The following is a 12,180-nucleotide window of genomic DNA, read 5'->3' on the forward strand; positions in this document are numbered from 1 at the left end:
GACGCGCCGGTGAGGGCCGAGCCCCCGCGCTGCGTAATCCCCGTCAAGACCGCGCCACAGCCCCTTCGGGCTTCTCCGGCGGCGGACCTTCGACCAAAGGGTTATCATGCTTCGATCCGATGCGGCTCTAGACCGCCGTCGCTTACTTCAGGGCCTGTGCCTGCTGGGCGGCGGGGCCGCGCTTTCCGGGCTGCTGCCCAGCTGGGCTAAGGCGGCTGAAGCCGGTCGCTCGCCCCCCGCGCTCTCGGGTTCGGAAATCAAGCTGACGATCGGCCACACGCCGTTCCGGGTGGATGGCGTCGAAGGCCATGCCGTCACCATCAACGGCACCGTGCCCGGCCCGCTGATCCGTCTGAAGGAGGGCCAGCGCGTCAAGCTTTCGGTGCAGAACACCCTGGACGAGGAGACCTCGATCCACTGGCACGGCCTGCTGGTGCCTTTCGAGATGGACGGCGTGCCTGGCGTGAGCTTCCCGGGCATCAAGCCGGGCGAGACCTTCACCTACGAGTTCACGGTCAAGCAGTCGGGCACCTACTGGTATCACAGTCACTCGGGTCTGCAGGAACAGATGGGTCACTATGGGCCGATCATCATTGATCCGGCCGGCGAGGATCCGATCACCTTCGATCGCGAGCACGTGGTGGTGCTGTCCGATCACAGCCGCCTGCACCCCCACACCATCTTCAAGAAGATGAAGCAGCAGAGTGGGGCCTTCAACTATCAGCGCCAGACCGTGGCGGGCCTGCTAGCCGGCCGCGACCAGACCTTCGCCGAGCGGAGGGAGTGGGCCAAGATGCTGATGGACCCCACCGACATCTCCGACGTCACCGCCGCGGCCTACACCTTCCTGATCAACGGCCACGGCCCCAAGGACAACTGGACGGCCCTGTTCTCGCCCGGCGAGCGCGTGCGGCTGCGGTTCATCAACGCCGCGGCCCAGTCGGTCTTCAACGTTCGCATCCCGGGCCTGCGCATGACCGTGGTGGCCGCCGATGGCCTGCCGGTGCGACCGGTCGAGATCGATGAGTTCCAGATCGGCAACGCCGAGACCTACGACGTCATCGTTCAGCCGCGCGAGGACAAGGCCTTCACCATCGTCTCGGAGTCGGTCGACCGTTCGGGCCTGGGGCGCGCCACCCTGGCGCCGCGCCTGGGCATGAGCGCCGAGGTTCCGCCGCTGCGGAGCCGTCCATTGGCCAACATGCGCGACATGGGCATGGACATGGGGTCCATGGACATGGGCGGCATGAAGATGGACGGCATGGACATGGGCGGCAAGGCGATGCCGGGCATGGACATGAGCGGCATGGATCACGCGGCCATGGGCCACGGCGCCATGCCGGCGGTCAAGCCCGCGCCGGGCATGGCGGCGCCGCGCGTGCGCGGCTCCGACGCGATGGGCGACATGTCGGGCATGGGCGGCATGGACATGTCGATGCGCAACCCGCTGAACGCGCCGGGGGTCAAGCTCGGCCCCGGCGTGCAGACGATCTCGCCGATGCCGGCCGATCGCACCGGTGAGCCGGGCCAGGGCCTGGAAAGCGTCGGGCACCGGGTGCTGGTCTATCAGGACCTTGTCGCCCTGGAGCCCAACCCTGACACCCGCGCGCCCAGCCGATCGATGGAAATCCACCTGACCGGCAACATGGAACGGTTCATGTGGGGTTTCGACGGGCGCAAGTTCAGCGAAGGGCCGCCGCCCTACACCTTCCGCAACGGCGAGCGCGTGCGCGTCACCCTGGTGAACGACACCATGATGGCCCACCCCATTCACCTGCACGGTCACTTCTTCGAGCTGACCTTCGGGCCACGCGGCTACCTGCCGCGCAAGCACACCGTGATCGTCCTGCCGGGCGGCAAGGTCAGCTTCGACTTCACCGCCGAAACCGGTGACTGGGCCTTCCACTGCCACATGCTCTACCACATGCACGCCGGGATGTTTCAGGTCTTCAGCGTGCGCGACGCCCAAGGGGAGGCCGCGCGATGAAGGTTTCGGTTCTGGCTCTTCTGCCCGTTCTCTGGGCTGGCCCGGTGCTGGCCCAGCAAGGCGGCCACGACATGTCGACCATGGGCGGCATGAAGATGGACGATATGAAGCCGGCCGCTTCGGCGCCGGTCGCCAAGAAGAAGGCCCCCGCCAAGAAAGCCGCGCCGGTCGCCAAGAAAAGGGCGCCGGCCAAGAAGCCGGCCGCCAAGGCGGCCGACCCTCATGCCGGGCACGACATGTCCGGGATGAGCGGCATGAGCGGCATGGCCCCCGCCGCGCCGGCGGCCAAGCCGGCCGATCCGCACGCTGGCCATGACATGTCGGGCATGGGCGACATGAAGATGGACGCGGCCAAGCCCGCCGCCGCCCCGATGGCCGGCCACGACATGTCGACCATGGGCGACATGAAGATGGACGGTATGGCGCCGGCCGACGCCAAGCCCGGCGCGGCGATGGCGATGCCCGCTGGCCATGACATGTCCGCGATGAGCGGCGGGCAGGGCGGCATGGAGATGGGCGCGCCTCCGGTCGCCGAGCACGAGACGCCCCCGCCGCCCCCGCCGGTCGATTACCTGGCCGACAAGGTCTTCGATCCGGGCGCGATGGTCCGGGCGCGCAAGGTGCTGGCCGGTGAACACGGCGGCGCCCAGGTCTCGCAGGTGATGGCCAGCATCCTGGAGCGCCAGGTTCGCTCCGGCGCGGACGGTTATCGCTGGGAAGGCGAGGCCTGGTTCGGCGGCGACATCAATCGCTTCGTCGTCAAGACCGAGGGTGAAGGCGACCGCAAGGGCGTCGACGCTGGCGAAGTACAGCTTCTCTATTCACGCGCCATGGCGCCCTATACCGACCTGCAGTTCGGCCTGCGCCAGGATGTGGAGCCCAAGTCGCGCACCTATCTGACGGCCGGCTTCCAGACCCTGCTGCCCTATTGGGTGGAGGCCAGCGGCGCGGTCTTCCTGTCCAACAAGGGAAACCTGCTGGCGCGGGTCGAAGGCGCCTACGATCTGCGCTTGACCCAGCGCTTGCTGCTGCAGCCTCGCGCCGAGCTCAACTTCGCCGCCCAGAACATCCCCGAAACCGAAACGGGTTCGGGTCTGTCGACGGCCGAGCTGGGGCTTCGCCTGCGCTACGAAATCCGCCGCGAGTTCGCGCCCTATATCGGCGTCTCCTACGAGCGCTCGGTCGGCAAGACCGCCGATCTGGCGCGCGCGGCCGGACGCGACGTCAGCGACACCAGCTTCGTCGTCGGCCTGCGGGCCTGGTTCTAGGCCCTTCTTCTTTGCCCCTCTCAAGGAGACTCCCATGAAACGCATGATGTCCTTGCTCGCCTTCGCCGCCCTGGCCGCGAGCGTGCAACCCGCCGGCGCCCAGATGGCCGGCATGAGCGACCAGCATGCCGGTCACGGCGACCACGCCATGCCGGCCGCCGCGCCGGTCGAAGCCACCGGCGTGATCCGCGCCATCGACGCCAAGGCCGCCAGCGTCACTCTGGCCCACGAAGCCATCCCAGCGCTGAAGTGGCCGGCCATGACCATGGCCTTCAAGGTCTCCGACCCGGCCCTGCTCAAGGGGATGGCTGTCGGGACCAAGGTCCGCTTCCAGCTGCAGGGCAAGACCATCGTCGGCCTGAAGGCGCTCTAGTCGCCGCCACGGGGCCGGCGATCAACGCCGGCCCCGTCACGATTCTCGGGGGGGGTCATGTATCCAACGGACATCCGTCCGCTCACGTCGCTACGGATCTGCGCGGCGCTCTGGGTGCTCGTCTATCATTTTCGCGATCACCTGACGCTGGGCCTGGATCGCTACGGCCTGATCGCCAAGGGCTATTTGGGCGTCGATCTCTTCTTCATCCTCTCGGGCTTCATCCTCAGCCACGTCTATACCCGGGCGGTGGCCGAGAAGCGCTTCAAGTACGGCTCCTTCCTGTGGGCGCGCCTGGCTCGGGTCTATCCGGTCCATCTGGTCACGCTGGCCGCCACCTTGGCCATCTGGATGCTGGCCGTGAAACTGGGGGCGACCTTCGACCCCGTGGCGTTCGACCTGCGATCCTTGCCCCAACACCTGCTGCTGATCCATGCCTGGGGCACGACGCCCACCGTGCAGTGGAACTTCCCCTCCTGGTCGATCTCGGCCGAGTGGTTCGCTTATCTGGGCTTTCCACTGGCGGCGATGGCGTCGCTGGCCCTGCGCGCGCGACCGCGCTTGCTGGTGGGCCTGGCGCTGCTGCTGTTCGCCGCGATGTTCCTGAGCGCCAAGCGCCATGGCGTGCTCTTCACCGACATGACCGCCCAGATCGGCGCGATCCGGATCATCCCCAGCTTCCTGATGGGGGCTGCGCTGCATCGCCTCGGATCCTCGGTGACCTTGCCGGCCGGCTGGGCAGGGCCAGGGGCGCTGATCGCCACGGCCTGGATCGTGGTGGCCGCCACCCTGCGCCTGAGCGATCTCTACATCTGGCCGGCCCTGGCGCTCGTCATCTTCTGTCTGGCCGAGACCGCCAAGCAAGGTCGCGCCGGGCTGATGACCGCGCCGGCGATGGTCTATCTGGGCGAGGTGTCCTACGCGGTCTACATGACCCACCTGCCGGTCGACATCGCCTATTTCCACGCCCTGGTTCGCGTGGCTCCCAATCTCTCCGGCATCGGCGCGTTCGTGGGTTGGCTTGGCGTCTTTGTCGTCTGCCTGGCGGTGTCGGTGGCGGCCTATCATCTGGTCGAGCGACCGGCGCGCGACTGGCTGCGCGCCCACGATCCCTTCGCGCGGCGTCCGCTGCCCGAGCCGCGGCGAGAGCCGCTAATCTGATCGTCGCCAGACGGCCGGGCCGCGACCCTAGGGTTGGGCGCCGGCCGTGTCCTTCTCGCCCTTGGCCGCGGCCAGGACTTCGCGCGCCGCATCGATGTTCATCGCCGCGATGCCCAGGCCAACGACAATATCGGGCCAGGGCGAGCGCGTGAGGGCTGTCGCGCCGCCAGCGGCGATGATCGCCACATTGGCGATGGTGTCATTGCGCGCCGACAGGAAGGCGGCCTTGGCCAGGCTTCCGGCATGGTGGCGATGGCGGGCCAACAGGAAAGCGCAGAAGAGATTGATCGCCAGCGCGCCCGCTCCCGTCAGCGACAGCAGGTCCGCGGCGGGCGTGACCGGCGCGCCGAGCTTGCGCCACAGCGTCCATAGAAACGCCAGGGCCGGAGCCAGGATGATCAGCGCCAGCAGGCGCCCGAGCCGGGCGCGGTTGGCGATCGACCAGCCCAGACCGATGAAGATCAGCAGATTGACGGCGGCGTCCTCGAAGAAGTCGACCGCGTCGGCCAGCAGCGAGGCCGACTGGATCCGCATGGCCACCGCGAACTAAACGCCGAAATAGGCCAGGTTGAGCGCCGCGACGATCAGGACGGCGCGCGCCAACGGGCTTGAAATCTTCATGGACTTTCCCCGATGTTGAACAGGCTCAAGGCCGCCCGAAGGCGGCCTTGATGACGACGGCCTGCACGCCGCCTGGTAGGGTCTGGCCTAGTCGCGTCAAGCGCCCTGGTCCGATCGGATCGGCAGGGCGCCCACGCGGGAGAGCGAAGGATCGCCGAGGGACGTCTTAAGGGGTGACGACGTCCCTCGGCGTCCCGGCGTGACTGCCCGGCGTCGCCGGGGGACGGGCGCCTACTGGGACACGATGGGCGCAAGGCGCCCCAGCCAGGCTACCAGCGCCAAGACAGTCAGCGCCGCGCCGGCCTCAATCACGAGGCTGCGCTTGAGTTCGGCCACCGCCGCTGGCGCCCGTTCCGGAGCCTCCAGCGCCGCATTGAGCGCCGGGGTGAGCCGGAAGCGGTTGGCCGCAGCCAGGAGCAGCATGGCTCCGAACGCCGCCAGCTTCACCAGCAAAAGACGACCGTAAAGGGTCGAGAACAGGCCGCCCAACCCGTCCGGACCGACCAGGAACCAGCTGTTGACCAGCCCCGTGGCCAGGAGGACGGCGACCAGACCCGAGCCGATGCCGGAGAAGCCGGCCAGAGCCACGTGAAAGGCCGTGAGCTGGTCGCGGTCGGGTTCACCCCGACGTGCGGCCAGGCCGATGAAGAAGGCGATGGCGCCGATCCAGATGGCCGCGGCCACCAGATGCAGGATATCGGCGACCAGATGGAGCAGGGCGCCGGACCCTTCGGTGGCCGCCCCATGGCCCATCCAGGCGAAGCTGGCGGTGGCGATCGCGCCCAGAAGGGCGGCGACGAACCAGGAAGCCGCGCCGGGCCGCAGCGTCAGAAGGATCAGGGCGGCCAGCAAGGCGACGACCGCGCGGATGGCCGAGGAGGGACCCATGGCCATGTCGGTCAGCACCGAGCTGAGCGTCTGCAAGTTCAGGGCGTCGGCCAGCGAACCGGCGACGACCGCGGTCTGGGCGATCAGGCCCATCACCGTCGTCAGCAGCAGGGCGACGGCCGACCCACACAGGATGCGTCGGGGCCAGCCCAGCGTTGCAGCGCTGGAGGGCCCCTGAGCGGGGAGTGCGTAGAGCGCAAAAGCCGCGCCGCCCATTAGGACGAAGCCCGCCGTATATTGCGCCCACCGCAGCAGGACGACCGCCGTTTCCATGCTTACTTCACCGTGAAGGCGACGACGCCGTCCATGCGGTGACCATCTTCACCGGCGGCGGCGCGCCAGGTGATCTTGTAGCCGCCCGGCATCAGCTTGCCCTGCGGCGTGCCGCTGATCGACTTGCGATCCTTGGAGACGGTGGTCTTTACCGGCACCTTCATGCCGTCGGCCATGGCCAGCTCGAAGCTCGAAAAGGCCGGAGCCAGCTTCTCGTTGAAGGTCAGGGTGATGGTCTTGGGCGCGGCGACGGTGGCGGCGGCGGCCGGGTTCGACGACACCAGCTTGGCGTGAGCGCTGGCTTGGCCGGCGGCCAGGGCCGAGACGGCCATGACGGTGAGGAGGAGAGCGCGAACTTTCATGGAATCCAGTCCTAGAGAGGAGGTTGCGTAAGGCCATACGCGGCCCCGGCTTCGGCCCCTCGTCCCGGTTCTGGCTTTTTTGTCGCAGGAACCGGATCGCGCCGGCTCGGGTCCTATCAGGGCAGGGGCGCGGTCGGCGTGAAGCGGGCGACCAGATCGAAGGCGTCGCCGGGGAAGAGCAGGCTGACATGGGTGACACCCGCGCCCAGACGCCAGGTACGGCGGTCCAGGCGTAGGCACGCACCGGCCTGATCGGTCTCGAGCGCTTGGGCCACGGCCTTGGTCGGGCGCACGGCGCTGATGCGATGTTCGGCCTCGGTCCAGGGCACGGTGCGCAGCAGCCAGGTGCCCGGCGGCATGAGTGAGAACTCCACCCCTTGCGCCTCGGGCACGGCGTCCAGGCTGATCAGGCGCTCCTCCAGGGCGAAGGGGCGCTCGTTGGCGCTGTGCAGGCAGCGCAGTAGCAGAACCTCGCAGGTCTCGGGCAGGTCGAACTCGAGGGCTTCGCGCCGGGTGACGGGCCGCGTGCGGCGACTGAGCAGCCGATAGGCGTAGGTCTGGCCCCGGGCGCGCACCTCGGCCTGGATGTCGGGAATGTTGAGCACCGCCGAATGGATCCTGGGTCGCGAGACGAAGCTGCCCATCCGCTTGCGGCGGATGATGAGGCCGCCATCGACCAGCTTGGACAACGCCTTGCTGACGGTCATCCGCGAGCAGCCGTAGCGCCGCATCAGCTCGTGTTCAGCCGGGATGCGGTGACCCGGCGGCCAGGCGCCCGAGACGATCTTGTCGGCGATGTCGGCCTTGATGCGCCCGTGCAGGCTTTCGCCCGGCGGACCAAGGGCCGGAGCGCTGTCAGGGGCCGCCATCAGCGGCCCCGCAGTTTATCGATGGGATCCAGGACATAGGCGAAGTCCTGCCGGCGGAAGCTGCGGACCAGCAGGATGAAACCGCTCAAGGCCAGCCAGACGCAGCCGGTCGCCACGGTGACGATCAGGGGATGGTTGAACCCCGCGCCGTTGGGATAATCCATGATGTGGATCATCCAGAAGAGGTTCCAGGTCCGCGTGGTGTCATTGACCCGGTGATGGATGGCGCCGGTGCGGGGATCGACAAACAAGGTCGTGTGATCAGGATCGGCGAAGGCCACGCGCCAGACCGGCAGGGTCACGCCGCGGACCTCGCCGCTGACCTTCTCGACCTTCTCGACCGACGCCACCGCGCCCGAACCGGCGTAGCCGGCTTGCGCAAGGGCCTGGGCGCGCGGGGCGTCGATCGTCACCGGCGCGCCCGTGGCCGCGTCGAACAGGCGAAGATCCAGCGGCGTCTCGACCTCATAGACATAGTGCTCGCCGAGCGGGCGCAACCGCGCGCGCAGGATGGGCGCGTCCAGCGACTGGGCCAGGCTGGCCAGCCGGATGGGCGACAGCGGCTGAGACAGCGCGGGCGGGGCGCGTTCGCTGTCCTCGGCGGCGACCTTCTTGGCGTCCAGCATGGCCATCATGGCCCCGCTGATTGACCAGAGCAGGAACTGCAGGCCCAGGATCAGGCCAAACCACTTGTGCAGGGTGCGGATCAGGAACACGAGGTCACCCTTGGGCGGGCTTGCGCACGCGGCGCTTGCGACGGAAGCTGTAGAGCAGGAGCCAGGCTCCGGTGAGCGAGGTGGCCACGGCCATCCAGGCCGCCACCCGCAGAAGCAGGTTGTTGACGTCGACCCGCGCCTCGTAATCCATGATGTGGAACATCCAGACGAAGTCGAACATCCGCCAAAGGTCGTGACGCTTGGCCACCAGCTCGCCGGTCTGAGGGGAGATGTAGAGCGTTGGGCGCCAGCGCCCGGCGAACTCCACACGCCAGATCGGAGCCGGGCGGCCCTTGATCTCGCTGGGGATGACGCTGAGCAGCTCGGTGCGCACGATCTTGCCGGGGCCAGCGAAGTGCGCCCGCGCCCGATCCTGCGCGGCCGCCTGGTCCAGGGGCGACATCTGAGCCCCGGACCGGGCGTCTACGAGCACGCGCTTCTTGCCCTCGCCGACGACGAAGACCGGCTGGCCCAGCTGGCTGTCGAGTTTGATCGTGCTGGCGGCCGCGTAGCGCGCCAGGATCTCGGCGGGGTCGCGCAGGCTCGCCGGATCGATCGGCAGGACGGGCGCGGGGCGCACCAGGGCGTCGCCATGGATGATGTCGATGTGGACGGCGGTCATGTAGAGGCCGCTCAGCATCCAGAAGAGCGCCTGGACGCCGATGATCAGCGCCAGCCATTTGTGGGTTTTGCGGGCCCAGGCCGGCCAGCGGATCGTGGATTTCTTAGCGGTCGCCATGAACGAAACGTCGCCGGCCAGGCGCAGGGCCTGGCCGGCTTCCCCCTTGTTTAGTCGAAGTGGTAGGTGAGCTTGAGGTAACCGCGACGACCCAGCAGGTCGTAGGTCATGGTGTCGGTGTTGCCGTCGGTCCAACTCTTGATGAACGGCGCCTTCTTGTCGAAGAGGTTGTCGACGCCGACCGTCAGGCCCGCGCGCGTTCCCAGCCGGTGGGCGAACTGGGCGTTGTGGTAGAAGACGTTGGATGTGCGGTAGCCGATGTCCTTGGACGCGGCGTTGAAGTCGGTGGCCTTGCCGATCATCTGCACCGAGTAATTGGCAGACCAGTGATCGCTGCGCAGCGAGGCGTTGGCGCTCGAGCGCCAGTGCGGATAGCCGCCGTTGCCGCCGCCGATAAAGCCGTCGAAGACGATCGGACTGGCGCCCAGGAACGGGGTGATCACGTACTTGTCCAGATAGGTGGTGTTCCAGTCGATGCTGGCGTCCAGCCCTCGGACATCGAAGTCGTAACGCACGCCGATATCGACGCCGCGCATCTGCTCGCGGCCCGCGTTGGAAGGCTGCGAGGACAGGAAGTTGATCTCGCCGGTCAGGGTGCTGCGGGTAAAGTTGGCCGGGCCGCAGAACGGGTGGCTGAGATTGGTCGAGGCGTAGCAGACCGCCAGCTTGGTGGAGCCGGGGATCGAGCGGATGGCGTCGGTGATCTTGATGTCGAAATAGTCGACCGTCACCGACAGGCCCGGAACGAAGGTCGGCTGCAACACCCCGCCGACCGTGAAAGTCTTGGCGCTTTCCGGCGACAGGTTGGCGTTGCCGCCGACGGTGGTCAGCACCGTGTTGCCCAGCTGCACATAGTTGGCCGGCACGCCGCTGGCGCGGCAGTTGGCGACCAGTGTGGCGTTGGTGCTGCTGGAATAGCGGCTGCAGGGATCGGTGGTGGTCAGATTGCCTTCGGCCACGCCCCCGAAGAGTTCCGGGACGCTGGGAATGCGGAAGCCGGTGCCGTAGGTGGCCCGAAGGCGCAGGCCCTCGATGACGCCCCAGTTGACGCCGAGCTTGTAGGTCTCGTTGGAGCCGAAGAGATTGTAGTCGGAATAGCGCACCGCGCCGTTGAGTTCGAGGGTGCGCACCAGGGGCAGGTTGGCCAGTAGTGGCGCGGACAGCTCGACATAGGCTTCCTTGGTGGAGACCTGGCCGGAGATCGGGTCCTGCTGGTTGGTGTTGGCGATGCCCAGCACGGTCAAGGCGTCAGGGTCGCGCCAGCCCTTCTCTTCGCGATAGACCACACCGGCGGCGATGGCGAGCTTGCCGGCGGGCAGGGTCAGCAGGGAGCCCGAGACGTCGGCGGTGACGCTGCGCTGCTCGTTGCCGCCCGTGTCGCGCGAATTGTAGAGGATGTACTTCAGCGCCGCCGGCGTCAGGTCGCCCGCGCCCAGATAGTCGGCGCAGGGGATGGCCGCGCCGGGCGTGGTGCTGCACACCGCCGGATTGATCGAGTTGGCCACCCGCTCAAGATTGGCGATGTTGGTCATGCCATCGACGCCGGTGTTGCGGCCCCAGTTGGCCGCCGCCTCCCAGGTCCAGTCGCCGCCCAGCTCGCCGCGGGCGCCGCCCACGAAGCGATAGGTGTCGACGTTCTGGGAGAAAATGCGCGCGCCGGGTTCGGCCAGACGACGCTGCACCAGGGTGATGTTCTGGCCCGTCGGATTGGTCGGGTTGGACGCCGCGATCGCCAGGTTGCGCAAGGTGCCGGGGCTGGCGATCTGCCGGCTCTGGCGATGCGTGAAGAAGGCCTCGCCAAACAGCGTCACGCTGTCGGTCAGCTTGTAGTCGGCCAGGAAGGCGGTGCTGAAGCGCTGGATCGGGCTGACGGCGTTGAGGAAGGGGTTGGAGTTGAAGTTGTGCTTGGCGGCGCTGTATGGCTCGTAGAAGTTCCCGTTACCGCCTGGGGTCTGGTTGAAGTTGATCTGCTGGCCGTTGGGCAGCACCGCCCGCCCGCCGATCGTGGAGGCCGACGACAAGCAGGTCAGCACGCCGCCGACCTCGCCCAGGCCGCACGGGGCGCGGCTGGCCAGGTTGACCGCCTCGGTCTTCTGCCAGGTGATCGCGGCGGTCACCGAGCCGCGCTCGCTGTGCATGCCCCAAAGTCCGTCGATGGCGTATTCTGCCCCATCGCCTTCATCGGCGACGCCGTACTTGCCCGTGACCGTAAGGCCCTCGACATTGGTGCGCGTGACGATGTTGACGACGCCGGCAACCGCATCGGCGCCATAGATGGCCGAGGCCCCGTCCTTCAGGACGTCGATCCGGCCGATAATCGCGGTGGGGATCATGTTCAGGTCTGGTGCGCTGTTGGCGCCGGTGCCGCCGTTGACCACCCGGCGGCCGTTGATCAAGGTCAGCGTCCGGTTGATCCCCAGACCGCGCAGATTGACCTGGGCGGTGCCATAACCGTTACCCGTCCAGTAGGCGTTGGTCTGGTTGCCCGCGTTGCCGGCCGACGACGGCAGGCGCTGGAGCAGGGTCTCGACATTGTTGACGCCAGACCGTTCGACCTGCTCCTGCGAGATCACCGTCGCGGGACCGACCCCGCTGATGTCCTGACGTTTGATCCGGGTGCCGGTGACGACAACTTCCTCGACGCTGCTGGCCTCCTGGGCTTGCGCGGCCCATGCGCTGAAAGACGCCGTGGCCATGGCGCCGGCCAATAGCATCCGCTTGAACTGCCGGTTCATCGAGTGATCCCCCTCGTGTGTGTCCAATCCCGCCCCGACCAGGGCGTCTTGAGGGGCATGCTCGGGAACCGCTGGCCGCAGCGTCAAGCTATGTATATACATATGAGCGCGTTTGGACGGGTAAGTTCGTGCGCGTTAGCGCGCTCTCGAGGCGGAAACGCGCATGAAAATTACCGAATTATGGAAAC

General features: G+C 67.6%; 11 protein-coding genes. 4 read left to right on the forward strand and 7 right to left on the reverse strand.

Features of this window, described 5'->3' with window-relative positions; genetic code table 11:
• The first annotated feature begins 106 nt into the window (after window positions 1-106).
• The 4 genes from CSW60_RS00115 to CSW60_RS00130 are packed head-to-tail and all read left to right on the forward strand — an operon-like array spanning window position 107 to window position 4,789.
• Window positions 107-1,987 carry a copper resistance system multicopper oxidase gene (locus CSW60_RS00115; RefSeq protein WP_062099969.1) on the forward strand — a complete coding sequence of 627 codons (1,881 nt, stop codon included), beginning with the start codon at window positions 107-109 and terminating at the stop codon, window positions 1,985-1,987.
• Window positions 1,984-3,255: a copper resistance protein B gene (locus tag CSW60_RS00120; RefSeq protein ID WP_062099968.1), complete on the forward strand. Its 1,272-nt coding sequence runs from the start codon at window positions 1,984-1,986 to the stop codon at window positions 3,253-3,255. The genes CSW60_RS00115 and CSW60_RS00120 overlap by 4 nt, the downstream gene beginning before the upstream one ends.
• Window positions 3,256-3,289: 34 nt before the next feature.
• A complete protein-coding gene (locus CSW60_RS00125; protein ID WP_231737598.1) occupies window positions 3,290-3,628 on the forward strand; it encodes a copper-binding protein in 339 nt (112 codons plus the stop codon).
• Between the two features lie 57 nt (window positions 3,629-3,685).
• Window positions 3,686-4,789, forward strand: a complete 1,104-nt coding sequence (locus CSW60_RS00130) for an acyltransferase (protein WP_062099967.1) — start codon at window positions 3,686-3,688, stop codon at window positions 4,787-4,789.
• A 27-nt stretch (window positions 4,790-4,816) separates the two neighbouring features.
• On the opposite strand, the gene CSW60_RS00135 is transcribed toward CSW60_RS00130, so the two are convergent.
• The 7 genes from CSW60_RS00135 to CSW60_RS00165 form a co-directional block, all read right to left on the reverse strand.
• Entirely contained in the window at window positions 4,817-5,323 is a 507-nt protein-coding gene (locus CSW60_RS00135) for a cation transporter (protein WP_197425318.1), read from the reverse strand.
• Between the two features lie 318 nt (window positions 5,324-5,641).
• Complete coding sequence (gene copD, locus CSW60_RS00140) at window positions 5,642-6,571, reverse strand: copper homeostasis membrane protein CopD (protein ID WP_062099966.1); 930 nt, start codon at window positions 6,569-6,571, stop codon at window positions 5,642-5,644.
• Between the two features lie 2 nt (window positions 6,572-6,573).
• Window positions 6,574-6,933, reverse strand: coding sequence for a copper homeostasis periplasmic binding protein CopC (gene copC, locus CSW60_RS00145; protein ID WP_062099965.1), 360 nt, complete (start codon window positions 6,931-6,933; stop codon window positions 6,574-6,576).
• 116 nt (window positions 6,934-7,049) lie between these two features.
• Entirely contained in the window at window positions 7,050-7,802 is a 753-nt protein-coding gene (hutC, locus tag CSW60_RS00150) for a histidine utilization repressor (RefSeq protein ID WP_062099964.1), read from the reverse strand.
• Window positions 7,802-8,518 (reverse strand): PepSY domain-containing protein, encoded by a 717-nt coding sequence (locus CSW60_RS00155; RefSeq protein WP_062099963.1) that lies wholly within the window; start codon window positions 8,516-8,518, stop codon window positions 7,802-7,804. Before CSW60_RS00155 ends, hutC begins: the two co-directional genes overlap by 1 nt.
• 4 nt (window positions 8,519-8,522) lie before the next feature.
• Window positions 8,523-9,257 carry a PepSY domain-containing protein gene (locus tag CSW60_RS00160; RefSeq protein ID WP_062099962.1) on the reverse strand — a complete coding sequence of 245 codons (735 nt, stop codon included), beginning with the start codon at window positions 9,255-9,257 and terminating at the stop codon, window positions 8,523-8,525.
• Window positions 9,258-9,307: 50 nt separating this feature from the next.
• On the reverse strand, window positions 9,308-11,992 hold the full coding sequence (locus tag CSW60_RS00165) for a TonB-dependent receptor domain-containing protein (protein ID WP_096033052.1): 2,685 nt from the start codon (window positions 11,990-11,992) through the stop codon (window positions 9,308-9,310).
• Window positions 11,993-12,180: the final 188 nt, after the last annotated feature.

Source organism: Caulobacter sp. X, assembly GCF_002742635.1.
Taxonomy (GTDB): Bacteria; Pseudomonadota; Alphaproteobacteria; order Caulobacterales; family Caulobacteraceae; genus Caulobacter.